General features: G+C 71.1%; 22 protein-coding genes. 4 read left to right on the forward strand and 18 right to left on the reverse strand.

Features of this window, described 5'->3' with window-relative positions; translation table 11 throughout:
- Positions 1-16 precede the first annotated feature (16 nt).
- From fxsA to AV521_RS28825, 4 genes are all read right to left on the reverse strand, one after another.
- The gene (gene fxsA, locus AV521_RS28810; RefSeq protein WP_076092230.1) at positions 17-574 is read right to left on the reverse strand and encodes an FxsA family membrane protein; all 558 of its coding nucleotides are present in this window, start codon (positions 572-574) and stop codon (positions 17-19) included.
- 218 nt (positions 575-792) lie between these two features.
- Positions 793-1,602, reverse strand: a complete 810-nt coding sequence (locus tag AV521_RS28815) for a polyprenol monophosphomannose synthase (RefSeq protein ID WP_076092232.1) — start codon at positions 1,600-1,602, stop codon at positions 793-795.
- A gap of 555 nt (positions 1,603-2,157) precedes the next feature.
- Positions 2,158-3,771 carry an amidohydrolase gene (locus tag AV521_RS28820; RefSeq protein ID WP_076092234.1) on the reverse strand — a complete coding sequence of 538 codons (1,614 nt, stop codon included), beginning with the start codon at positions 3,769-3,771 and terminating at the stop codon, positions 2,158-2,160.
- 82 nt (positions 3,772-3,853) lie between these two features.
- Positions 3,854-4,294, reverse strand: a complete 441-nt coding sequence (locus tag AV521_RS28825; RefSeq protein WP_076092236.1) for an Lrp/AsnC family transcriptional regulator — start codon at positions 4,292-4,294, stop codon at positions 3,854-3,856.
- Between the two features lie 244 nt (positions 4,295-4,538).
- Between AV521_RS28825 and AV521_RS28830 the strand changes: the two genes are divergently transcribed.
- Entirely contained in the window at positions 4,539-4,976 is a 438-nt protein-coding gene (locus AV521_RS28830) for a hypothetical protein (protein WP_076092238.1), read from the forward strand.
- Between the two features lie 22 nt (positions 4,977-4,998).
- On the opposite strand, the gene AV521_RS28835 is transcribed toward AV521_RS28830, so the two are convergent.
- The 3 genes from AV521_RS28835 to AV521_RS28850 form a co-directional block, all read right to left on the reverse strand.
- Complete coding sequence (locus AV521_RS28835) at positions 4,999-6,093, reverse strand: phosphotransferase family protein (protein ID WP_076092240.1); 1,095 nt, start codon at positions 6,091-6,093, stop codon at positions 4,999-5,001.
- Between the two features lie 14 nt (positions 6,094-6,107).
- Complete coding sequence (locus AV521_RS28840) at positions 6,108-7,208, reverse strand: hypothetical protein (protein ID WP_076092411.1); 1,101 nt, start codon at positions 7,206-7,208, stop codon at positions 6,108-6,110.
- A gap of 342 nt (positions 7,209-7,550) precedes the next feature.
- Positions 7,551-8,759: an acyl-CoA dehydrogenase family protein gene (locus AV521_RS28850; RefSeq protein WP_076092244.1), complete on the reverse strand. Its 1,209-nt coding sequence runs from the start codon at positions 8,757-8,759 to the stop codon at positions 7,551-7,553.
- 357 nt (positions 8,760-9,116) lie between these two features.
- Here AV521_RS28850 and AV521_RS28855 point away from each other — a divergent pair, with 357 nt between their 5' ends.
- A complete protein-coding gene (locus tag AV521_RS28855; RefSeq protein WP_076092246.1) occupies positions 9,117-10,349 on the forward strand; it encodes a glycoside hydrolase family 18 protein in 1,233 nt (410 codons plus the stop codon).
- 139 nt (positions 10,350-10,488) lie between these two features.
- On the opposite strand, the gene AV521_RS28860 is transcribed toward AV521_RS28855, so the two are convergent.
- The 5 genes from AV521_RS28860 to AV521_RS28875 form a co-directional block, all read right to left on the reverse strand.
- On the reverse strand, positions 10,489-11,142 hold the full coding sequence (locus tag AV521_RS28860; RefSeq protein WP_076092248.1) for a TetR/AcrR family transcriptional regulator: 654 nt from the start codon (positions 11,140-11,142) through the stop codon (positions 10,489-10,491).
- Between the two features lie 92 nt (positions 11,143-11,234).
- Positions 11,235-11,375, reverse strand: coding sequence for an SCO1431 family membrane protein (locus AV521_RS47895; RefSeq protein ID WP_107481052.1), 141 nt, complete (start codon positions 11,373-11,375; stop codon positions 11,235-11,237).
- 153 nt (positions 11,376-11,528) lie between these two features.
- A complete protein-coding gene (locus AV521_RS28865; protein ID WP_076092250.1) occupies positions 11,529-12,899 on the reverse strand; it encodes a peptidase C39 family protein in 1,371 nt (456 codons plus the stop codon).
- A 267-nt stretch (positions 12,900-13,166) separates the two neighbouring features.
- Positions 13,167-14,708 carry an amino acid permease gene (locus AV521_RS28870; RefSeq protein WP_076092252.1) on the reverse strand — a complete coding sequence of 514 codons (1,542 nt, stop codon included), beginning with the start codon at positions 14,706-14,708 and terminating at the stop codon, positions 13,167-13,169.
- Positions 14,709-14,755: 47 nt separating this feature from the next.
- Entirely contained in the window at positions 14,756-15,712 is a 957-nt protein-coding gene (locus AV521_RS28875; RefSeq protein ID WP_179023454.1) for a hypothetical protein, read from the reverse strand.
- Positions 15,713-15,909: 197 nt separating this feature from the next.
- Between AV521_RS28875 and AV521_RS28880 the strand changes: the two genes are divergently transcribed.
- Both AV521_RS28880 and AV521_RS28885 read left to right on the forward strand, forming a co-directional pair.
- A complete protein-coding gene (locus tag AV521_RS28880) occupies positions 15,910-16,593 on the forward strand; it encodes a uridine kinase (protein WP_256725711.1) in 684 nt (227 codons plus the stop codon).
- A gap of 426 nt (positions 16,594-17,019) precedes the next feature.
- Positions 17,020-18,882: an AAA family ATPase gene (locus AV521_RS28885; protein ID WP_076092256.1), complete on the forward strand. Its 1,863-nt coding sequence runs from the start codon at positions 17,020-17,022 to the stop codon at positions 18,880-18,882.
- Between the two features lie 100 nt (positions 18,883-18,982).
- Here AV521_RS28885 and AV521_RS28890 read toward each other — a convergent pair whose 3' ends face one another.
- From AV521_RS28890 to ribH, 6 genes are all read right to left on the reverse strand, one after another.
- Positions 18,983-20,071 carry a hemolysin family protein gene (locus AV521_RS28890; protein WP_076092258.1) on the reverse strand — a complete coding sequence of 363 codons (1,089 nt, stop codon included), beginning with the start codon at positions 20,069-20,071 and terminating at the stop codon, positions 18,983-18,985.
- A complete protein-coding gene (locus tag AV521_RS28895) occupies positions 20,068-21,402 on the reverse strand; it encodes a hemolysin family protein (protein WP_076092260.1) in 1,335 nt (444 codons plus the stop codon). Before AV521_RS28895 ends, AV521_RS28890 begins: the two co-directional genes overlap by 4 nt.
- Positions 21,403-21,605: 203 nt before the next feature.
- Positions 21,606-22,061 carry a PH domain-containing protein gene (locus AV521_RS28900; protein ID WP_076092262.1) on the reverse strand — a complete coding sequence of 152 codons (456 nt, stop codon included), beginning with the start codon at positions 22,059-22,061 and terminating at the stop codon, positions 21,606-21,608.
- Positions 22,062-22,075: 14 nt separating this feature from the next.
- Entirely contained in the window at positions 22,076-22,924 is an 849-nt protein-coding gene (hisG, locus tag AV521_RS28905; protein ID WP_076092264.1) for an ATP phosphoribosyltransferase, read from the reverse strand.
- A 62-nt stretch (positions 22,925-22,986) separates the two neighbouring features.
- Positions 22,987-23,259, reverse strand: coding sequence for a phosphoribosyl-ATP diphosphatase (locus tag AV521_RS28910; RefSeq protein ID WP_023552153.1), 273 nt, complete (start codon positions 23,257-23,259; stop codon positions 22,987-22,989).
- 34 nt (positions 23,260-23,293) lie between these two features.
- Positions 23,294-23,779 carry a 6,7-dimethyl-8-ribityllumazine synthase gene (ribH, locus tag AV521_RS28915; protein WP_023552152.1) on the reverse strand — a complete coding sequence of 162 codons (486 nt, stop codon included), beginning with the start codon at positions 23,777-23,779 and terminating at the stop codon, positions 23,294-23,296.
- Between the last annotated feature and the right edge of the window lie 29 nt (positions 23,780-23,808).

Below are 23,808 nucleotides of genomic sequence, written 5' to 3' on the forward strand. Positions count from 1 at the left end.
TGTGTCCGAAACACGCTCAGCGCGTCAGCGGCGGGTACTGCTCCCCCGGCTCCGGCCGGTCGTCCTCCCTGATGACCTCGCCCTGGACGACCTTGCCGTCGGGGCGGTGGATACGGGCCTGCTGGAAGGCGTCGCCGAAGCTGCCCGGAGCCGCCGTGCGCAGCCTCTTGTCCAGGGCGTTCTCGGCGTACCGGCTCACGGCCTTCTGGACCGGCGGGACGAGCAGAAGCAGGCCCGCCACGTCGGAGACCAGACCGGGGATCATCAGCAGCAGGCCGCCGAGCATCATCAGGCCGTTGCCACCGCCGCGCTCCGGCGAACCGCCCCGCTGCAGCGCCTCGTTCAGGCTCTGGAAGGCCCGGCGGCCGGCCCGCTTGATGACCACGGAGCCGGCCACGAAGCCCGCGACGAGCAACAGGAACACGGCGAACCCGCCGGCCGCGCCCGCGACCAGGGTCAGCAGCCAGATCTCCAGCACCAGCCAGCCTGCGACCCCCAGCGGCAGATACCTGCGCAGCCGGGAGCGCCGGGGCCGGGTGGTGGGGTGCGGAGAGGTCGGAGCGCCAGTCGTCATGCTCCCAGTGTGCCTGGCAGCGGCTCAGCGCGGGATAAGGGGCGACGCCTCATGGGCGCGGGTGAGCGCGGGTCCTGGAGGTGTCCCCGCGCGAGCGTATCCGGGCGTGAGGAGCGTTCAGCCGCAAGGCGGAGGAGGGCGCCGACGGGGAGCGTCGGCAACACCACCGGACGGGCGTGCCGACCCCCGCGTCTGCGACAGGATCCGCCGGACAGACCCTAGGCCTGCTTGGCGGCCCGGCCGCCGCCCAGACTCTTGAGCTTGGCGACACGCTCCGCGGCGCCCCAGGCGGTGACCCGCCACAGCGCCTCGACGAGGATGTTCTTGCTCATCTTGGAGTCGCCGAGTTCGCGCTCGACGAAGGTGATCGGGACCTCGACCACATGGAAGCCGGCCTTGACCGCACGGCGGGCCAGGTCGACCTGGAAGCAGTAGCCCTGGGAAGCGACCTCGTCCAGGCCCAGGCCCTGCAGGGTCTCACGGCGGAACGCGCGGTATCCGCCGGTGATGTCGCGCAGAGGCAGGTCAAGGGCGAGCCGGGAGTAGAGGCTGCCACCGCGGGAGATGAACTCGCGGGACTTGGGCCAGTTCACCACGCGGCCGCCGGGCACCCAGCGGGAGCCGAGCACCAGGTCGGCGCTCTTGAGGGCGGTGAGCAGCCGGGGCAGTTCCTCGGGCTGGTGGGAGCCGTCGGCGTCCATCTCGACCAGCACGCCGTAGCCGTTCTCAAGGCCCCAGCGGAAGCCCGCGAGGTAGGCGGCGCCGAGGCCCTCCTTGCCCTTGCGGTGCATGACCTGGACGTTCTCGTCCTCGGCGGCCAGTTCGTCGGCGAGCTTGCCGGTGCCGTCGGGACTGTTGTCGTCCGCGATGAGTACGTGCGCCTCAGGGACGGCCTTGCGCACCCGGCCGACGATGGTCTTGATGTTCTCCGCCTCGTTGTAGGTCGGAATGATCACCAAGGCCGTGCCGAGCGGACCGAACTGCCTCCCCTGATCGTTGGCCGCCAGGGTCCCGTCGCCGTCGTTCACTGCTGCCCCTTCTGGTCGTACGCAGGGGTCCACCATAGTGGTCGCGGCCTGGCATGACGTACCGACTCGGTCGTATAGCGGTGTCGATTACGCAAGAGAGGGGTAAGAATGCGTGTTTCGGCTCCTCCGCAGCGTGCCGTTGTGGTTGCGCCGCCACGGCGGATGGGGGCCCGGCGCCCTTCGGGCCGACCTGGGACCCGCTGGCTGCGGATCGACCGAAAGCCGTTGTCTACTGAGCGCACGGGCCCCACCCGGGTCACACCTTGCCGGGCCGGAACGTTCCCTCGGCGGCGCGGGCGCTGAGCCTGGCTCCCAGCGACGGTGCCCCGGTGCGGCACACCGTCCCTGACCCAGCGGCGCTGCGACGAGTTGCACGAACGCTCCCCGGTCGGGCGTCCGGTGGTGGACCCGGCCGAACCTACCGGCCCTCGGCCGTCGACTGTCAACAGCCCTCTGAGCTGCTACGACGGCCCAGAAACCGGGTTCGTCGGCGAGGATGCGCAGGTCGGGCGGCGGGGCACCGGCGGCCGATCGCCACCGCGCCCCGCCCGTAGATCACTCGCCCGGCCCTACGAACACCGTCCGTCCGCCCACCACGGTGCGCAGGCAGACCGGCAGGTCGTGGCCCGGGGTGAGGTCGGGCAGGCCGGGCGTGCCGGAGCGCGGGTCGGTCGACCAGCGGGCCACCCGGTCGTCGGGGGCCTGGACCACCAGTTCGTCGGTGCGCCAGACGGCGTAGTCGGCGGGTGCGCCCGGCACCAGGATGCCCGCGTCGTCCCGTCCCACGGCCCGCCAGCCGCCGCGTGTGTGCGCCGTGAAGGCGGCCCGGACGGAGACCCGGTGCTCGGGCGTGTGATGGAAGGCGGCGGCGCGGACCGTGCCCCACGGGTCGAGCGGGGTGACCGGACTGTCGGAGCCGAAGGCGAGGGGCACGCCCGCGCGCAGCAGGGCCGCGAAGGGGTTGAGGGTATGGGCCCGCTCTGCGCCCAGCCGCCGGGCGTACATGCCGTCCTCGCCGCCCCACAGCGCGTCGAAGGCGGGCTGCACGGAGGCGATCAGGCCCAGCTCGGCGAAGCCGGCGACCGTCTCGGGGGTCAGCATCTCGGCGTGCTCGACGCGATGGCGGGCGGCACGGATCCGGGCGAGACCGAGCTTCTCGGCGGCGGCGCGCACGCCCTCCACGACGGCGCTCACGGCGGCGTCGCCGATGGCGTGGAAGCCGGCCTGCAGGCCCGCCTCCGTGCAGGCGACGACATGGGCCGCGACGGCCTCGGCGTCCAGGTAGGCGGTGCCGGAGTGGTCGGCGTCGGCGTACGGCTCATGCAGGCAGGCGGTGTGCGAGCCGAGGGCGCCGTCGGCGAACAGGTCGCCCGCGGCGCCCACGGCGCCCAGTTCCCGTGCCTTGTCGACGTTCTGCTCGGCCCAGTAGCCGACCACTCGGGGGCCGGGCGCCTCGGCGGCGAGCCTGAGCAGACCGGTGAAGTCGTCCTCGGAGGAGATCCGCGGGCCGCCGCACTCGTGCACCGAGCCGATGCCGAGGGAGGCCGCGTGGGCGAGGGCGGTGCGCTGGGCCTCGGCGCGCTGGGCCGGGGTGATCGCGGCGAGCGCGGCCTGGCGTACGGCGTGGTGGTCGTCCTTGGTGAGCGGGGCGTCCGTGCGCGGGACATCGCCGGCGACCAGGTCCAGCAGGGCGGTGGTGACGACCGCCGAGTGCACGTCGATACGGGAGAGGTACAGCGGACGGCCGCCGGTCGCCTCGTCGAGTTCGGCGCGCGTCGGCGGGCGGCCGCCGGGCCAGCGGGCGGCGTCCCAGCCGTGGCCCAGCAGAACGCGGTCGTCCGGGCGGGCGGCGGCGAAGTCGCGGACCAGGGCGAGGGCCGCGTCCAGCGAGGGGGCAGTCGACAGGTCCAGGCCGGTCAGGGCGAGACCGGTGGCGGTGGTGTGCACATGGGCGTCGGTGAAGGCCGGGGTGACCAGGGCGCCGTCGAGGTCGATCACGTCGTCCACGCCGTCGGCGAAGGCGTCGGCGGCGCCCTCCGAGCCGACCCAGGCGACTTGGCCGCGCTCCACCACCATCGCCGTGGCGAACGGGTCGGCGGGGCTGTGCACCTCTCCTCGGCGCAGGAGGACGGTCTTGGGGGGCTCGGGGTCGGCGGTGCGGTCGCTCATGGCGGACAGTTTCCCTCGCCGCCGGGAGCCGGCTGCACCTGGGGCGTTTCGAAGAGGCACCCGAGGCTGCCCACAGCGGTGGTCAGATCCGCGGCGGGCGGGCCTCGTACGGTGTCGACAGCACGACCGTGGTCCGGGTCGAGACGCCCGCCAGGGATCGCAGCCGGGCCAGGAGTTCCTCCAGCTCGTGCGGGGTCGCCACGCGGACCTTGAGGATGTAGTTCTCGTCGCCGGCGACGCTGTGGCAGGCCTCGATCTCCGGGACGTCGGCGAGGCGGTCCGCGATGTCGTCGGGGGCGCTGGGGTCGAACGGTTTCACCGAGATGAACGCGGTGAGCGGCAGCCCGACGGCCTCCGGGTCGACCACCGCGGCGTAGCCGCGGATGACGCCACGCTGTTCCAGCCGGCGCACCCGCTGGTGCACGGCCGACGTGGACAGGCCCGTGGCCTTGCCCAGGTCTGTGTAGCTCATCCGCCCGTCCTTGACGAGCAGCTGCACGATCTGTCGGTCCAGCTCCTCCATGGCGCCAAAACCTACAGTGCGCTTGATCCCCTGGGATAGCCGAGAGCGCAGGTCATAGCCGGTTCGATACAAAAAGCGCCGCATAAGGCCCGCACCGCGCACCTGCATACGGCATGTGACGAACGACACACACCCCGAACGGCCTCCGTGATGTTCTCGTGATTACCGCCGAGAGCGGACGGGAAGTGCTTGCTGTGGTCGAGGCCGCAGTGCCTTCACGGCCCAGCCTTAGGGGGAGAATCCCATGCAGACTGTCCATCACCCTGGTCGATCCACGTCCAAGCGCCAGCAGCAGGCCGTCGAGCCCGAACCGGAGGGTGTCGAACCCGACGCCCTCGACGACGAACTGGACGCCTACGACACCTTCGAGGGGTACCGGGTGATCTGCCCGGACTGCGCGCAGCCGATCGCGCTGCTGGCGGACGAGGAGGTCCTGCCGGAGCACGCGCTGTGCGCCTCGCCGTGGAACCCGTTCGGACTCACGGTCTGTGCCGGCACGGGCCGTTCGGCCACCGCGGCCCGCCCCGCGGACGAGTCCGCCGAACCGCAGGAGCAGGACATGGCCCTGCTGCTGACGCTCCCCCAGGGTCTGAACTGGCGCACGCAGCCGTTCTCGCACGTCGGCGGCCCGGGCTCGCGCCCGATGCGCGTACCGGCGATGCGCGGCCAGGCCGCCGCCTGAGCCCCGCCCGACAGGGCCCGGCTCAATCCCAGTACGTGCCCCGCACCATGGCGCGCAGGCTGTCATGGTGCAGGATCAGTGTGTCCGGGTCCGCCGGGACGGCGACCTCCCCGAAGTACGCCTGGCGGTAGGCGATGCGCAGCATGACGATCGCGTGCCGCAGGGCGGCGTAGAGGGTGTGGAAGTCCATGTCGCGCGGGGTGTGGCCGGTCAGGCGGGCGTAGCGGGCCTCGACCCGGTCGCGGCGCAGGAAGTCCGGCAGTCCGCGCTGTCCGGAGGCGACCGTGAGGTCGTGGAAGAAGCGGTGCAGATAGACGGCCCAGCCGAGGTCGACCTCGCGCGGGGCCAGTGCCGCCATCTCCCAGTCCAGGACGGCTACGGGGTCGAACCCGTCGTAGACGATGTTGCCGATGCGTGCGTCACCCCAGCTGAGGACGGGTGCGCCGGGATCGCTCGGCCACAGCTGTTCCAGCCGGTCGAAGGCGGCCTCGATGAGGGGTGAGCGGGGCAGCCCGTCGATCACCCAGGCGTAGTAGGCGCGTTGGGCCGTGACGTGCCGGCGCAGGGTGTCCCCGGCACCGGGTGGTGCGAGGAACTCGGCCTGCGCGGGCGGCACTTGGTCGTGCAGACGGGCCAGCAGCGCGACGGTCGCGGCCTCCAGGTGTGCGCGCTCGGCGTCGCTCGCCGCGTGCAGCCAGCTGCCCTCGTAGGTGTACGGCATGACGTCCGGCGGCACACGCCCGGCGACCCGCTCCATGACGAAGAACGGCGCCCCGAGCGGGCCCGGATCCTCCTCCAGCCACAGGACGCGGGGCACGGGCACGTCCGTGTGCTCGGCGACCAGCCGCAGGGTGCGGTACTGGCGGGCCATGTCGTACGCGGGGAAGACGGTGTACGCCGCCGGGTCCGCCGCCAGCCGCAACGCGCAGGCCCGCCATGGCGCTTCGGGGTGCTCGATGTCGAACAGCAGGGTCTCGCTGGACATGCCGTTGGAGGCCGGGACGGTGACGCCGGTGGCCCTGGCGCCGGGCAGTCGGGTGCCGAGCCAGGCGGTGAGCCGGCGGGACAGTTCCCCGGGATCCCGGGTCGTGGTGCGGGGACGGGGTGCCGTGGCCATGGCGGGCTCCTCCCTCAGGGCGCGACCGAGTCGAATCCGGTGAAGCCGCTCGGGTCGTGCCGGCCGAACGAGCCGTGCTCGAAGATGCCGTGACCGGTCTGCCCGTCGAGCCGGAAGCGGGCGGAGTGGTCGGTGACGCCGTAGCCGGCCAGGGGGTGGGGCAGGGTCAGGTCGTAGGTGCGGCGGTCGGTCCAGCCGGGGCCCCGCCAGGTCCCGTGCTGCCAGTCGTCCGCCGGCGGATAGCCCGCGCCGAGCGCGAGCGGCGAGGAGGCCAGGATCTCGACGTCCAGTTTCCGCGGCCCCAGGGGGTCCCCCAGATGGATGACCGCCCGTTCCGGGTGGCGGGTGCCGGAGCGGTAGTCGATCTCGGACTGGGGCCAGCCCAGTTGGCGGTCGCGGTGGCCGGGACGGACCAGGGTGGCGTCGTTCAGGGAGCGGTAGCCGTCGGCGTCCTCCTGGGTGATGACCATCAGGAAGCGGTCCGTGAAGCGGACCGGACACCAGATCCAGTGGAAGCCCTCGGCGGGATGGTCGGCGGCGAGCCGCCCGCCGTCCTCACCCGGCACCGGCCGCACACCCCAGCTGCGGTCCCGGGTGCCGGTCCAGTCGTCCGCGGTGACCCGCAACTCCGCTCCCCCGGCCCGGATCACGCCCTCGGCGGTGCCGGCCTGGACGAAGCGGCGGCCCTCCAGGGTGAGCCGGTCGCCCCGGCGCTGCAGATGGTGCGGCTCCCAGAGGGCGGGGAAGGCGGCCGTCCAGGTGAGGTCGTACGACAGCTGCTCGTCCTCGCAGATCAGGCGCAGCTTCTCGAGCGGCCGCGGCACCTCGATGCGCAGCGGGCCGACGGCGAGCCGCAGCCGGTCCTCGCCCAGGGCGTCCGAGGCGCGGACGGCGTGCAGGGTGTCCCCGGTGCGCAGGGTGGCGTAGGCGTCGATCACACCCAGGTTGGGGTAGACGCCGAGGCCGAGGATGAGCAGGGCGCGGCCGGTGTGGTCGAAGACGTGGAAGATGCAGCGGTCGTAGGCGTTGCGGTCGCCGGTCGCCACGTGCTTCATGGACAGCGGCACCTGGTGCACCGGGTACTCGTCGAGCGGTACGGGACGGTCGTCGGCCACGGGCACCCCCTGAGCGATGGTCGGCTGACGGTACGTCAGTTGACCTCAGGGGGCCAGAGCACGGACGGGATGCGCCTGAACTGACGCCCGATTCCGGCAGACGGTGACCTGTCCGACCGGTTCCGCGTTGCCCAGGTATGACCCCCACGTACTGGGCCACCGGGCGTCAGAGCCGCGTCTTCGTCCCCCGCCCCGCAGAATCGCTTCCGCCGCCCGTGCCGCAGGACCCGCCCATCTACCTCGATCTCATGCGGACCTGGGCCGACCGCGGCCGGACCCTGCCGGGCCGCCACGACCCGGAGTGGATCAGGCTGGCGGCCCCGACGGTCCGCACGGGGCAGTTCAGCGAGTTTCGGGTCCCGCCACGTGACGGGCGATGACCATCCGCTGGATCTGGTTGGTGCCCTCGACGATCTGCAGGACCTTGGCCTCGCGCATATAGCGCTCGGCCGGGAAGTCGGCGGTGTAGCCGTATCCGCCGAGTATCTGCACGGCGTCCGTCGTGACCTTCATGGCCGCGTCGGTGCAGTGCAGCTTGGCCATGGCGGCCTGCTTGGCGAACGGCTTGCCGGCGTCGCGCAGCCGGGCCGCGGCGAGATAGAGGGCCCGGCCGGCCTCGATCTGGGTGGCCATGTCGGCGATCATGAAGCGCAGCCCCTGGAAGTCGGCGATGGGACGGCCGAACTGCCGGCGCTGGGTGGCGTAGCCGACCGCCTCGTCCAGCGCGGCCTGGGCGAGGCCGATCGCGCAGGCGGCGATGCCGAGCCGCCCGGAGTCCAGGGCGGACAGGGCGATGAAGAAGCCCTGGCCCTCCTCGCCGATCCGCCGTTCGTCGCCGACGCGGACGCCGTCGAAGTGGACCTGGGCGGTGGGTGAGCCCTTCATGCCCATCTTCTTCTCGGGCGCCGCCCCGCTCAGCCCCGGCGCGTCACCGGGGACCAGGAAGGCGGTGATCCCGCGCGGGCCGTCCTCACCGGTGCGGGCCATGACGGTGTAGAAGTCGGCGATGCCGCCGTGCGTGATCCAGGCCTTGGTGCCGTTGATCACCCACCCACCCCCACGCTCGGCTTCGCTCGCGCGGGAGGGGCCCCCATCGTCCCGGACGGCCTTCGTCCGCAGGGAGGCCGCGTCGGAGCCGGAGGACGGCTCGGAGAGGCAGTACGCGCCGAGGAGGCCGCCGCCGAGCATGGCGGGCAGATGCTCGACCTGCTGCTGCTTGGTGCCGTAGGTGGCGAGGGCGTAGGAGGCGAGCGTGTGCACGCTGACGCCGAGGCCCACGGTGAGCCGTGCCGCGGCCAGCTCCTCCAGGACCTGGAGGTAGACCTCATAGGGCTGGTCGCCGCCGCCGTACTCGGAGTCGTACGGCAGGCCGAGCAGGCCGGACTCGGAGAGCAGGGTGAAGACCTCGCGCGGAAAGCGGCCCGCGTCCTCCTCCTCGGCGGCCTTCGGCGCTATCTCGCGCTGGGCGATGTCGCGGACGAGGGCGAGCAGATCCCGCGCCTCCTCCGTCGGCAGCTGACGCTCCACCGGCTGCGGGTCGCGGTCGGACATGGCGTCGGGTCTCCTCCCTGGTCGGGCACCGGCGGTCTGGCCCATCGGGTGGGGGCGGCTCCGCCTGGTCTTTCCGGATGGCCGAAGGCGCCCGCTCCCGGGTCTCGGAAGCGGCTGACCAGCGGCTGTGCGCTGTGAGTATGCCCGATCAGCGACCTCCAGTCACCAGTTAACGACCGCTTACTTCAAGAATCCAGCCGGAACCTTCCGAGCTACCGGAATCACCGCCGGAGTCGCCACCGAAATTGGTCCGAACCATTGACGGAGTGGTCTAGTCCTCCTACTGTGCATGACCAACGCTTTACCGCGTTCATGCCAATCGGCGCGCGTTCCCCTCCCCCCACGAGGAGACACCCGATGCACTCTCCCCACCGCTCCCGGCTCCGGGCGCTCCTGGCCGCCGCGTGTACCACCGCCCTCGGCGCCGGGCTGCTGGCCGGCGCGGGCACGGCCACCGCGGCCGCACCGGCCGCACCGCAGGTCAAGGCCGGCTCGAAGGTCGTCGGCTACTTCACCGAATGGGGCACCTACGACCGCAAGTACTACGCCAAGAACATCGAGACCTCGGGCTCGGCGGCCAGGCTGACCCACATCAACTACGCCTTCGGCAACGTCACCGGCGGCAAGTGCGCCATGGGCGACTCCTACGCGGCCACCGACCGCGCCTACACCGCCGACGAGTCCGTCGACGGCACCGCCGACACCTGGGACCAGCCGCTGCGCGGCAACTTCAACCAGTTGCTGAAGCTGAGGAAGAAGCACCCGGGCCTGAAGATCCTGTGGTCCTTCGGCGGCTGGACCTGGTCCAGCGGCTTCGGTGAGGCCGCAAAGAACCCGGCCGCATTCGCCCAGTCCTGCTACGACCTGGTGAGCAACTCCAAGTGGGCTGGGCTGTTCGACGGCATCGACATCGACTGGGAGTACCCGAACGCCTGCGGCAACAGCTGTGACACCAGCGGCCGGGACGCGTTCAAGAACGTCATGGCCGCACTGCGGCAGAAGTTCGGCTCCGGCAAGCTGGTCACGGCCGCGATCACGGCGGACGCCTCCAGCGGCGGCAAGATCGACGCGGCGGACTACGCGGGCGCCGCCCAGTACGTCGACTGGTACAACCCGATGACGTACGACTACTTCGGCGCCTGGGACGCGAGCGGCCCGACCGCGCCGCACTCCCCGCTGACCTCCTACTCGGGCATCCCGAAAGCCGACTTCAACACCTCGTCGACCATCGCCAAGCTCAAGGGCCTCGGCGTCCCGGCGTCCAAGCTGCTGCTCGGCATCGGCTTCTACGGCCGCGGCTGGACCGGGGTCACCCAGGCGGCACCCGGCGGCACCGCCACCGGCCCGGCGGCGGGGACGTACGAGCAGGGCATCGACGACTACAAGGTGCTCAGGACCAAGTGCCCGGCGACCGGCACCGTGGGCGGCACGGCCTACGCCAAGTGCGGCAGCGACTGGTGGAGTTACGACACTCCGGCGACCATCGCCACGAAGATGACGTACAAGAACCAGCAGGGCCTCGGCGGCACCTTCTTCTGGGAGCTGAGCGGCGACACCGCGAACGGTGAGCTGATCAAGGCCATCGGCTAGGGCCTGTCCGGCGGATCAGGTCGCAGGGCATCGGTGACGCCTCATCAGCGCAGGTGAGCGGTGGCGCCGGGGGCCCCACGCCCTTGAGGCGGTGGAGGACCTGGGAGCGGGGAACCACGAGCCCCCGCTCCCAGGTGTGTCAGCCGTCGCGGCGGGCCGGCTGTGGCGCCGGGTAGGCCGGGTCCAGTTCCTCGACGGCGCGCAGGGCTCCGCCGAGTGTCTTCACCAGCAGGTCGCGCATGGCGTCGCGGGACAGCTCGGGGCGGTCGATCCAGTCCAGGGTCGCGCCCTCGACGCCGCACACCCAGGAGAGCAGGCCCATCCGGGGCAACGGAGCGATGTCACTGCGGCCGTAGGCACCTTCGGCGATCGTGGCGATGATCGCCTCGCGCACGCCGTCCCGGATCGAGTGCACCTCGGCGTCGAAGCCGACACCACCGCTGACGATGGTGCGGTAGGCGGCCTGGTGGTGCTCGGCGTAGCGCAGATAGCCGTCGATGGTGCGGTGGACACGGTCCACGGCGGGCAGCTCCAGTCCGCTCGCGGCGGAGGTGACCAGATCGGCGACGGAGTCCTGGACGATCGCCAGGTAATAGCCGCGCTTGGACTGGAAGTAGTAGTAGATCAGCCCCTTGGCGACATGCGCCTGGCGGGCGATGTCGTCCATGGACAGCGCGTCGTAGGACGTGTCGGCGAACAACTTCCGCCCGATGGCGATGAGTTCGGCGCGACGTGCCATCGAGCGCTCGGTGCCGCGCATCCGGGGACGGACGGCGGCACGCTGATGCGGCATGTTCAATTTCGACCCTGTTCCAGGCGGTCGGCGGGACATCCGCAGTATGTCAGAACATGCCGCACACGTGAGCGGTCGCGCGAGCAGCGGAGTCAGAGCAGGCCGAGCCGGGTCACGAGCATCGCGAGGACCGCCACGAGGACCCAGCCCATGACGTGCTCGATGATCTTCGGGCCGTCTTCCTGAGGGCCGCCGGTGCGGGCGCGGGTGGCGGTGGCCGGGTGTGCGGTCATGGTGTCACTCGCAGAGGTCGGACGTACGGAACGCGTGTACGGATCGGATGCACGGAGCGGACCCCCATCCGTCGGATGTACGGAGCGGGCCCCACCCGTTTGTCCACCTTGCCACCCTCGGCGCCTTTTGCGGCGATGAGCTTGCTCACACGGTCAGCGCACACCCACCGCCGCGAGCGCCTTGCGCTGGCGCGGGCTCGGGTGGGCCGGGAAGTAGAGGTAGCAGACTCCCCCGGTGCCGGAGACGACCTTGCCGGAGGCGTTGTACCGCTTGGTGCGCAGCCAGATGTTTTCGAACTCCCGCCGCAGATAGACCCGCCGTACCGCGTCGTCGTTCGGCGAGGCCGGGTCGTTGGCGATCACGTCGCCGTCGGCGGTGAAGCCGATCACGGTCATCAGATGGCCCGCGGTGCCGTAGCCGGCACCGGTCAGCTCCGTCTTCAGGAACGACTGGGACGTTATGGCGGGGATGCCGGCCGCGATCAGCGTCTCCAGGTCGGTGAGCGAGGCGAGCCGGGTGACCACGCCCTGGAGTCCCTGGAACGTGGCCGCGTAGGCCGCGTTGAACGGCCAGTTGCCGCAGCCCTCGTACTGGTAGTCGTAGGTGAAGCGAGCGGCGTTGTCGACCTGCGGGTCGGCGTAGGAGGGGTCCACCCAGGCGAGTTGCCCGGGGGTGAGCCGGCCGCCCCAGTACTCGACGATCATCTGCGAGGAAGTGGGGCTGCACCAGGCCTCGCCGCCGTTGTCGTACTGCGGGTACTGGCCCTTGTGGATCTCCTGCGAGTAGCGCGGGACGGACAGTTCCTGGGCGAGGCCGGGGACGGAGGCGGGCACGGTGAAGCGGTCGGGGACGTCGGAACCCATCGCGCCGAGCCGCCACACGGTGGGGGTCAGACGGGTGCCGGGCTTGCGATAGAGGGTGAGGCGCAGCCGGTACGACGCCAGGCGCAGGCCGGTGCTCGCGTCGTCGATGGCGAAGGTGTCGGTCGAGATGGCGCTCTTGCCGTCGCTCTGGCCGTCCACCGAGGTCCGCTTGATGTCCTGGTCACCGGCCGCCCAGCGGCCCATCACGTACCAGGGGGTCTCGGTGCCGTCGGAGTACGTGCCCCGCAGCTCGACCTGGAGCCAGGAGCCGTCGGGAGTGTGCGCGTTCCAGGAGGCGACGACCTCGGTGGCGGGGACGGTGAGGCGGTGCACCGGGGAGGTCCAGACGGCGTACTCCCAGGTGGCGGTGGTACCGGTGTGCGGGTCGGTGTAGTCGCTGCGGCCGGCGGGGGCGCCGATGACCACGCCGGGGCGTGCGCCGGAGACGGCGCGGGTGCCCTGGGCGGTGCCGAGGCGCCACTCGCGGTACGTGGTCCAGGCGTGGTAGTCGATCGGGCGGGCCTGCGCCGGGGCGGGGTCGTCGGCGTCGGTGGCGGGGCGCTGCGCGGTGGCGGCAGCGGGGGCCGTTCCGCCGGCCACCGCCGCGGCGACGGCGACGGCGAGGACGGTTCTGCGGGACGGCTGTTGGGCTCTGCTCATGGGCGCGAATACCCCCAGGTGTCCGGGTCGGGGCTGAGCTGCTGCACGGTTTTGCGCCAACTATGGAGCAGGCAGCATGGCCCTGCCAGCACTTCGGCACATGCGGCGCGATGAATATTGGTCTGGGCCACTGGAAGGAGCCCCGTCCGGATACCGACCGGGGTCGGATCGCTGGCCGGCGCGGGCAGGGTGCCTCCCCCAGAGGGGGTACCCCAGGCCCTTGAGGCACTGGGGGAGGCACGACCGCCCGCGGCGGCAGCGGCGCTGTCAGATGAGATCCATCGCCGCGACCTCGTCGGGGCGGCCATAGCTGATCGGCCCCTGGAAGCGGCGGCGGGCCGTGGCGAACCACCACACCGTGGCCACGACCAGGACCGCGGCCAGCGCGATCGGCGCGTAGTTGAAGGAGTCGACGGTGATCGGCGAGGCCTGTGGCAGCATGAACAGGACGCTGCTGAGCACGATCCAGATCACCGCGAGCCAGCCGACCGGCCGGCCCCAGCGGCCCAGGTGCCACGGCCCGGGCTGGAACTCGTCACCGAGCCGCAGCCGCAGGAAGATCGGCACGGCGTAGGCGAGGAAGAGGCCGACCACGTTGACGCTGACGATCGCGGTGAAGGCGGTGTGGGACCACCAGCCCGGCACGACCAGGGCCAGCGAGCACACCACGGCGAGCCACACCGCCTTCACGGGTGTACGGGTACGCGGCGAGACCGAGTGCCACCAGCGGGAGCCGGGCATGGCACCGTCGCGGGAGAACGCGAAGATCTGCCGGGTGTTGCTGGTGAGATTGGCGAGACCGCAGAAGAGCATCGCGCCGATGACGATGAGCAGCATCACCTTCGCCGTGCCGAGTCCGAGGCCGTCGATGAGAATCTGGACCGGCGGCGCGTCCGAACCGGCCACCTTGGCGTAGTCGCCAATGCTGTAGACCAATGCCAGCATCAGGATCAGGCCGGTGATCGCCGAATAGCCGATGGCCCGCGTGATCCCCTTGGGCGCGTTGACCGTCGCGTGGACCGTTTCCTCGGACATGTGGAAGCTGCCGTCGAACCCGGTGAACGTCCAGCTCGTGACCAGCAGGCCGAGCATGCCGCCGTAAAGCCCGCTCGTGAAGCCGGTGTTGTTCTCGAAATGGGTCACGAACGACGCAGGCTGATGGTGATCGGGCATCACTATGAGTGCGCCCACGATCACGACGAGTCCGATCAGCAGCCACCACACGGAAATGCGGTTCAGTACGGCGACGAGCTGGACGGTGTAGGTGTTGGCAAGGCCCTGCACGACGATGATCAGGGCCGTGATCAGCACCGTCTGGTGCGCGGTCGGCTGGTAGGAGGGCCACTGCAGATGCATGAAGGCCTGGATGAAGGTGGCGGCCGCATACCCGGTGGCCGCGGTGCCGCCGATCTGGCCGACGAAGTTCAGCCAGCCCGTGAACCAGGACCAGGCACCCTTGTGCCGCTTTGCAAGTTTACCGGCGGAGAAATACAGGGCGCCGCTCGTCGGAAAGGCCGAGGCGACTTCCGCCATGGCCGCACCGATGAGCAGCACCATGACGCAGACACCGATCCAGCCGAATACGAGAATGCGGGGTCCACCCGCATTCATACCGAATCCGAAGGACGAGAAAATACCCGAGAGGATATTGATGATGGTGAAGGAGATCGCGAAATTGTCGAACGCCTGGAAGCGCCGGGTGAGTTTCCGCGGATAGCCCATCGCGTGCAGGGTCGCGTCGTCGTCCAGCACGACCGCGCCTTCTCCCGCGCGGGCCTTCGCCCGTGGGGTCGACATCCGTTCCGACACAGATCGGCCTTTCTCTCGAGGGGGGTGGAAAAAGGGACGAACAGGGGTCAGTCCGGGCGCGGGACGGGCAGGCCACAGGCGCGCCGGGCCCGGGAGAGCTGCTCGGCCGGATCACCGAAGGCGCTCCAGGGCATGCGCGAGGCGTACGGACCCATCGCCATGAACACCGCCCGGGCCTCGAACTCGCGCTGGGCCATGACCAGCGCATGCGCCAGGTAGGCCAGGTCGAGCACCGGAGTGAAGCGATAATCGGCCACCGCGGGCAGCCAGTTCTGGTAGATCGCCAGCGCGGTCGAGCGCCACTGCGGCTGTTCCCAGATGCGGTCGGCGAGCAGCTGGGTGGGGTTGTAGCTCTCCACCAGGGCCACCAGGGGCAGCAGCCGGAGGGGGCAGTCGGCGGGCGCCCGCTGGCTGAGGAAGGCGGCCACGTCCCAGGCCGCGTTGACCGAGCCGCCGTACCGCGTGAAGAAGCACGACAGGAAGCGGTGGTGGCCCTCACGGTGCCACGGGTCCAGCGACAGGATGTGCGAGAACAGCCGCCAGGGGCCGGGCGGGGCGGTGAGCAGGCCCTGCGGAGCCGGGTCGCGCAGCCGGTGCAACCGGGCCATGGCGAGCTTGGCGACCCAGGGCGTGGGGTCCTCGGGGGCCATGGCGGCGGCCCGGTCACAGGCGGTCAGCGCGATCCGCTCCAGCGCCTCGGCCCGCTCGTCGCGCGCGTCGGCGGCCCGCAGCGCGCGCTGCACCGCGACCCGGGCCCACATCAGCGCGGCCTCGGGCGTCGGCTCCTCGGTGAGCCAGCGCTCGACGAGATCGGTGCCGGCCGCCTCGGAGGCGAGGACCAGCGAGCGATGCGCGCGCAGGGCGAAGTCGGAACGCGTCTCGGCGAGCGCCTCGTGCGCGTATCGATAACGTCCGGCGCGCACATCGACGCATACGCTCGCCAGGACACGGTCGTCGGCCGCCGGATGCCACACATAGTGCCCTTCGAATAACTCCGCGACCATGTCCCCCTGCCAGTCCCCGTACGACGCACAGCAGTTGCGCTGGAGGCACCATACTCAGCGGCGGGCAGCCCCGGAACGCCGAATTCGACATATCGGTCAGGGGATTCGCGAATGTTTATCCGTGCGATTGACTGGCTGCCAGCCGATGATTCAAACCACGACCTTTCCGGCCCGCCGGCCCGCACGGCCCTGCCGCTATGGGCCACCACTACACTGTTTCCGGAAAACCGCCCGCATCGACCCACCCCTGGGGAACCACCATTCGCGACCTCGCCGCCCGGCTGCGCGGGCTTCCCCCCTCCCTCGGGCCGGTCCGGCTGATCGGCGTCGACGGGCACGCCGGCTCGGGAAAGTCCACCTTCGCCGGGCACCTGGCCGCGGCCCTCGGCGGGGCTCCGGTGCTGCATCTCGACGACATCGCCAGCCACGAGCAGCTCTTCACGTGGACCGACCGGCTCACGGCCCAGGCGATCCGGCCGCTCGCCCGCGGCGTGAGCGCGCACTACACGCCCTACGACTGGCGTGCCCGCAGGTTCACCGCCCCGCGCCCGCTGCCGGCCGCACCCGTGGTCCTCGTCGAGGGCGTCGGCGCCGGCCGCCGGGCACTGCGGCCGTATCTGGCCCTGCTGCTGTGGATGGAGCTGCCCCGGGAGGAGTCCTGGACGCGGGGGCAGTCGCGGGACGGGGCGGAGCAGCGGGAGTTCTGGGACGGATGGGTCGCGGCGGAGCGCGCACACTTCTCCTCGGACCCCTCGCGCCCCCATGCCGATCTCCTGGTGCTGCAGACATCGACGGGGTACGAGGTGCTTCCGGGGCCCGGGTCAACCCCTGGTTCGAACCAAAGCGTGACCCAGAGTGACGGACCCTCCCCGTTGTGGTGAAGTTGTGAAGACCCTTGTGGGGGAACTTCTCCGAGTGCTCCAACTCGGCTTGACCCGGGGGCCGTACAGGTCTTACGTTCTCAATGTGCGGTGATTCGGAGCCGCCCAAAGACGCGAAGCCCCCGGTTGTTCCCCCGTGATCGGGGGCTTCGTTCTGCTTGTCCGCACTTTTCCAGGCGCCCCCCGCACCGATCCGCTCACCCTGGGTCACGAAGCGGCGCGCGCCCCGTCTGCTCCCACCTCGTCAAACGGCCTGTGCGGCCCCCTTCGGCACGTGGTCGTCGCGCGGGTACGATGCCCTCGGTGCGACCTTCGAGAATGCCTTGCACCGGTAACTCCGGTCCGCGGCACGGTGGTTCGGCCGCGGCGGCAGCCGGGCGATCGCCCGGTGGTGAACCACGGGGGCACGGTCTGTGGGGGGACGGGATGGACTTCGGCACGCAGGGCCCCGAGGCCCCGGCCGACCTGGCCTGGCTGCGGGGGGTGGACGCCTACACGATGGGCGCCTATCCGCAGGCGGAGGAGGAGTTCCGCGCCGCGGTGCGGATGGATCCGGGGATGGCGGACGGCTGGCTCGGGCTGCACGCGCTGCGGGTCGACACGACGACCTCGCTGCTCAGGATGTTCCGGCACCGAGATCGCTTCGGCGAACAGCGCGCCCGGCACCGCAGGACGCTCAACTCCTGGTACTGGCTGGGCTGGTGGGTGCAGCCGGTGCTGGAGAGCCCACGTGATCTGTTACTCGCGCACGCCTCGCACTGGCTGGACGGCCGGCACGTACCGGAGCTGGACCGCGCCCTGGCCGGACTCCCGCCGGTGGACACCGACCCCCAGGTGCGCTTCCTGCACGCCTGCCGCGCCTATCTGGTCAAGGACTGGGAGCAGCTGGTACGGCACACCGACCCGCTGCTGGACGACGCCATGCTCGGCATCGAGGCGGGTCTGTTCGGTGGCATGGCCCGAGTCCGGCTGGAGATGTACGGCCAGGCCGAGCCGCTGCTCTCGGCGGCACTGATGCGCTGCCGCAGCGAGCAGCCGCAGCGCAAGGAACTGCGCTACTGGCTGGCCCGGGCGCACGAGGGCACGGGGCGCTCGGCGGCCGCGCTCCCCCTGTACCGGGCCGTGCACCGCGTCGACCCCGCCTTCATGGACACCTCGGCGCGGCTGGCGGCGATCGCCGAGGGCGACGGGTACGACGACACCGCCGACCTCGCCGCGATCACCCTGACCGGTGCCGGGCAGGACAGCGTGGACGGGCCGGACGGCTTCGATCCGCTCTTCGGCACCGAGGGCCGTGATCTGCGGCTGCCGGAGCCGGATCTGCCGACCGGACCGCTGCCGTCGGTGGCGGACCCGACGGTACGGCTGAAGACCGGGACCTCCTCGTCGCCGATCCCGGCCGGACCGACCGATCCCGCCCTGCTGGAGGAGGCGCTCGCCGAGCTGGAGCGCATGGTGGGGCTGGAGCCGGTGAAACGCCAGGTCAAGGCGTTGTCCGCGCAGTTGAACATGGCCCGGTTGCGGGCCGGGCAGGGGCTGCCGGTACAGCCGCCGAAACGGCACTTCGTCTTCTCGGGGCCGTCGGGGACGGGGAAGACCACGGTGGCCCGGATCCTCGGCCGGGTCTTCTACGCGCTGGGCCTGCTCGGCGGGGACCACCTGGTGGAGGCCCAGCGGGCCGATCTGGTCGGCGAGTATCTCGGGCAGACGGCCGTGAAGGCCAATGAGCTGATCGACTCCGCGATCGGCGGGGTGCTGTTCGTGGACGAGGCGTACTCGCTGTCCAACTCCGGGTACGGCAAGGGCGACGCGTACGGCGACGAGGCCTTGCAGGTGCTGCTGAAGCGGGCCGAGGACAACCGGGACCATCTGGTGGTGATCCTGGCCGGCTATCCGGAGGGCATGGACCGGCTGCTCGCCGCCAACCCCGGGCTGTCCTCGCGTTTCACCACCCGCGTCGACTTCCCTTCCTACCGGCCGCAGGAACTCACCGAGATCGGGAAGGTGCTGGCGGCGGAGAACGGGGACGTCTGGGACGAGGAGGCACAGGACGAGCTGCGCTCGATCGCCGGGCATGTGGTCGAGCAGGGGTGGATCGACGAGTTGGGCAACGGGCGGTTTCTGCGGACGCTGTACGAGAAGAGCTGTGCGTATCGGGATCTTCGGCTGTCCACTTATGCGGGTTCCCTGTCCAGGGAGGACTTGGCCACGCTTCGGTTGCCGGACCTGATGCAGGCGTACGGGGAAGTGCTGTCGGGGCGGGGGCCCCAGGATCCGTCGGCGATGTAGGGGGCGGGCAGCACCCCCCGGGGGGCGCGGGGCTGTATCGATATGCGGCTCCGCCGCACGGGCTCGACCAGCCCCCCACGCACCCGCAGGCGACAACGGTCTACGTGGCCAGCGCCTCCTCCGGCTCGCCGCTCACCCTCGGCTCCGCCACCGTCACGTCCGCCGTCGCCCGGTGGGCCGGGTCTCGGACCTCTCCGACCAGCAGCTCCAGGACGTCCTCCAGGGCGACCAGGCCCAGGACCTTGCCGGAGCTGCCGGCGACCTGGGCCAGGTGCGTGGCCGCTCGGCGCATGACGGTCAGGGCGTCGTCGAGCGGAAGCTCGGCCCGGAGGGTCGCCATGGGGCGCCAGACGTGCTGCGGGACGGCGCGGTCCGACTCCTCCAGGTCCAGGACGTCCTTGACGTGGACGTACCCCATGAAGGGGCCCTTGTCCGTCGCGGCGACCGGGAAGCGGGAGTACCCCGTGCGGGCCGTCAGCGCGACGATCTCGCCCGGGGTGACCGAAGGGGTCACGGTGACCAGGGACTCGCGGCGCAGCAGAACGTCCGTCACCGGGCGGGAGCCCAGCTCCAGGGCGTCCTCCAGGCGCTCCCGCTCCTCGGGGTCGAGCAGACCCGCCTGGCCGGAGTCCTCCAGCAGACGGTTGAGCTGCTCGCTGGTGACGACGGCCTCGACCTCGTCCTTGGGCTCGACCCGGAAGAGGCGCAGGATGGCCTGGGCGCAGGCGCCGAGGGCCACCGTGATCGGCTTGCACAGGCGGGCGAACGCCACCAGGCCGGGGCTCAGCCAGAGCGCGGCCTTCTCGGGTGCCGCCATCGCCAGGTTCTTCGGCACCATCTCGCCGATGACCAGGTGGAAGAAGACCACCGCTGCCAGCGCGATCACATACCCGAGCGGGTGGACCATGCCGTCCGGGAGGTGGACCGCCTCGAATGCCGGCTCCAGCAGATGGGCCACCGTCGGCTCGGCGACCGCGCCGAGCGTCAGGGAGCACACGGTGATGCCGAACTGGGCCGCGGCCATCATCTGGGGCAGGCGCTGCAGGCCGTAGAGGACCTGGCGGGCCCGCGCCGTGCCCAGCGGTTCGATCTGGCTGCGGCGGACGGAGACGAGCGCGAACTCGGCGCCGACGAAGAAGCCGTTGGCGAGCACGAGCAGTGCGGCGAAGACCAGTTGGAGGACGCTCATCGGGCGGCCTCCATCACGTTCGCCGCCGGGGCCGTCCTGACCAGGCGGACCCGTTCGGCGCGGTAGTGGCCGACCTGGCGGACCGAGAGCCGCCAGCCGGGCAGTTCGGCCCGGTCGCCGGGGGCCGGGATGCGGCCCAGTACGTCGGCGACGAGTCCGGCGACCGTCTCGTAAGGTCCCTCGGGTACGTCGAGGCCTATGCGCTGGAGGATGTCGACGCGACAGCTGCCGTCGACGTCCCAGGCGGGCCTGCCGTCCTCGGGCGGGGCGGCGGCCAGCTCGGGGACGTCCGTGGCGTCGTGCTCGTCGCGGACCTCGCCGACGAGTTCCTCGACGATGTCCTCCAGGGTGACCACGCCCGCCGTGCCGCCGTACTCGTCGACGACGACGGCGATGGGCTGCTCGGAGCGGAGCCGGGCGAGCAGGGGCTGGACCGGCAGGGTCTCGGGGACCAGCAGTGCCTTGCGGGCGATACGGGTCACCGGGGTGCGCAGCCGGTCGTGCACCGGGACGGCGAGGGCGTCCTTGAGGTGGGCCATGCCGACGATCTCGTCGATCTTCTCCCGGTAGACGGGGAAGCGGGACAGTCCGGTGGCCCGGGTGAGGTTCACGACGTCCTCGGCGGTGGCCGAGTCCTGCAGGGCACTGACCTTCACCCGCGGGGTCATGACGTGCTGCGCGGTCAGCTCGCCCAGGGACAGGGTGCGTACGAACAGGTCGGCCGTGTCCTGCTCCAGGGCACCGGCCTGGGCGGAGTGCCGGGCGAGGGACACCAGTTCGCCGGGGGTACGGGCGGAGGCCAGTTCCACGGCCGGCTCGACTCCGAGCGCGCGCACCAGCCGGTTGGCGACCGTGTTGAGCGCGGCGATCACCGGGCGGAACAGCCGGGAGAAGTGGTGCTGCGGGCCGGCCACGAACCGGGCGACCTGCAGTGGCTTGGACACCGCCCAGTTCTTCGGCACGAGCTCGCCGACCACCATCTGGACGGCGGAGGCCAGCAGCATGCCGACGACCACGGCGATGCCGGAGACGGCTCCGTCGGGGATGCCGAGGGCGGCGAACGGGCCGCGCAGCAGCCGGGCCAGCGCCGGTTCGGCGAGCATACCGACGACGAGGGAGGTGATGGTGATACCGAGCTGGGTGCCGGAGAGCTGGAAGGACAGCTCCTTGAGCGACTCGGCGACCCGGCGGGCCCGTCGGTCGCCGTCGGCGGCGGCCTGCTCGGCGTCCGTCGACTCGACCGTCACCAGGCCGAACTCGGCCGCCACGAAGAAGCCGTTGGCGAGGATCAACAGGAAAGCTGCTCCGAGGAGCAGCAGGGAGATGGTCACGCTGCCACCGCCTTCCCGGTATGTCGGGTCGGGGCGGCGCAGGTACTACAGGACGATCCGTCCATCGCTGGAGGGAGTCACTCCTCGGGTAGCAGGAACCCCTGTGCACCGGGTGGCGTCAAGGGGCGGAGGCGCAGCGAAAGGGCCTCCGCCACCAGATTAATCAAGACACGGGCCGCTCGGGCAGGGTAGGCACCCCCCAGTCAGCCCTGATCTTCCGTCGGACGGGCCGTGGAGCGGGCGTCGGCGAGGGCCCGCAGGGCCTGCGCGTCGGCGATGGCGCGCTGCTTGGCGAGGCCCGGCTGGATGCCGAGCGCGGGCAGGCTGGTGCCGTCGCTGAGGTTGAGGAACACCCAGGGATCGCCCGGACGGAGGTTCACCTGGAGGATCTCCGCCCAGTCCAGGTGCCGCTTGCTGGCGATGTTCACCACGGTGACGCCGGACTCGTCGGCGACGACCTTCACCCGGGCCAGCAGGGCCAGGACCCAGAAGATCAGCGCTCCGGTGACGGCGAAGCTCGCCCGCTCCCCCGGGCCGAGCTGCTCCAGCAGCAGACCGATCGAGGAGACGGTCAGGAAGATCACGACGCCGGCGGTGAGCAGGATCGCCCGGGTGTGGCCCGGCCGGAAGGTGACGGGAAGGGTGGGAGTCTCGGACATCTTGTGCGTGTCCCTTACAGGCGGCAGGCGTGGATGGCCGTGGTGAGGATGGCGCGGGCACCGATGGCGTACAGGTCGTCCATGATCCGCTGCGCCTCCTTGGCGGGGACCATGGCGCGGACCGCGACCCAGCCCTCGTTGTGCAGCGGGGAGACGGTCGGGGACTCCAGGCCGGGGGTGAGCGCGACGGCCTTCTCCAGCTGCTCGACGCGGCAGTCGTAGTCCATCATCACGTACGTCCGGGCGACCAGGACGCCCTGGAGGCGGCGCAGGAACTGCTGGACCTTCGGTTCCTCGGTGTCGGCGCCGCTGCGGCGGATGACGACCGCCTCGGACTTCATGATCGGCTCGCCGAAGACCTCCAGGCCGGCGTTGCGCAGGCTGGTGCCGGTCTCCACGACGTCGGCGATGACCTCGGCGACGCCCAGCTCGATCGCGGTCTCCACGGCGCCGTCCAGGTGGACGACGGAGGCGTCGATGCCGCTGTCGGCGAGGTGCCCGGCGACGATGCCCTCGTAGGAGGTGGCGACCGTCTTGCCCTTGAGGTCCTGGATGCCGTTCGCGGTGTTCGGCTTGGCGGCGAAGCGGAAGGTGGAGCGGGCGAACCCGAGCGGCAGGATCTCCTCGGCGTCGGCGCCGGAGTCGATCAGCAGGTCGCGGCCGGTGATGCCCATGTCGAGGCGGCCGGAGGCGACGTAGATCGCGATGTCGCGGGGGCGGAGGTAGAAGAACTCGACCTGGTTCTCCGGGTCGACGATCCGCAGTTCCTTGGACTCGCGGCGCTGCTGGTAGCCGGCCTCATGCAGCATGTCCGCCGCAGGGCCGGACAGTGAACCCTTGTTGGGGACGGCGATGCGCAGCATGAGGTCGGCTTCCTTTGCGTGAAGGGGTTTCTACGGCTCGTACGGCTTGCACAGCGGGCGGTTCACAGATGGGCGTAGACGTCGTCCAGGGAGATCCCGCGGGCGACCATCATCACCTGGACGTGGTACAGCAGCTGGGAGATCTCCTCGGCCGCCGCCTCCTTGCCCTCGTACTCGGCGGCCATCCAGACCTCTGCGGCCTCTTCGACGACCTTCTTGCCGATGGCATGGACACCCTTGCCGACCAGCTCTGCGGTGCGGGAGGTGGCGGGATCGCCGTGGGCGGCCTTCTGCTGGAGCTCGGTGAAGAGCTCCTCGAACGTCTTCTTGGACATGGTGGTCCTTACCCTACGCGCTCCGGTCCGTACCTCAGTGCCAGGGTTCAGATACTGAGCGGAGCGTGGCGGCGGTCGCGACAGCGGCGGTCACCGCCTCGTGGCCCTTGTCCTCGTTCGAGCCCTCCAGGCCGGCCCGGTCCAGGGCCTGCTCCTCGGTGTCGCAGGTGAGCACGCCGAAGCCGACGGGGACGCCGGTCTCGACACTGACCTGGGTGAGGCCATGGGTGACGCCCTGGCACACGTAGTCGAAGTGGGGGGTGCCGCCGCGGATGACCACGCCGAGGGCGACCACGGCGTCGTAGCCGCGCCCGGCCAGCGCCTTGGCGGCGACCGGCAGTTCGAAGCTGCCGGGGACCCGGATCAGGGTCGGCTCGTCGATCCCCAGGTCGTGCAGGGCGCGCAGGGCGCCGTTCACCAGACCGTCCATCACCTGCACGTGCCACTGCGCCGCGATGACGGCGACCCTGAGGTCGCTCGCGTTGCGTACGGACAGCTCCGGTGCACCCTTGCCGCTCACGTGTCTCCTTCGTGCCTTTGTGCTTTCTT

The organism is Streptomyces sp. IMTB 2501 (genome assembly GCF_001953885.1).
In the GTDB taxonomy this organism is placed as follows: Bacteria; Actinomycetota; Actinomycetes; order Streptomycetales; family Streptomycetaceae; genus Streptomyces.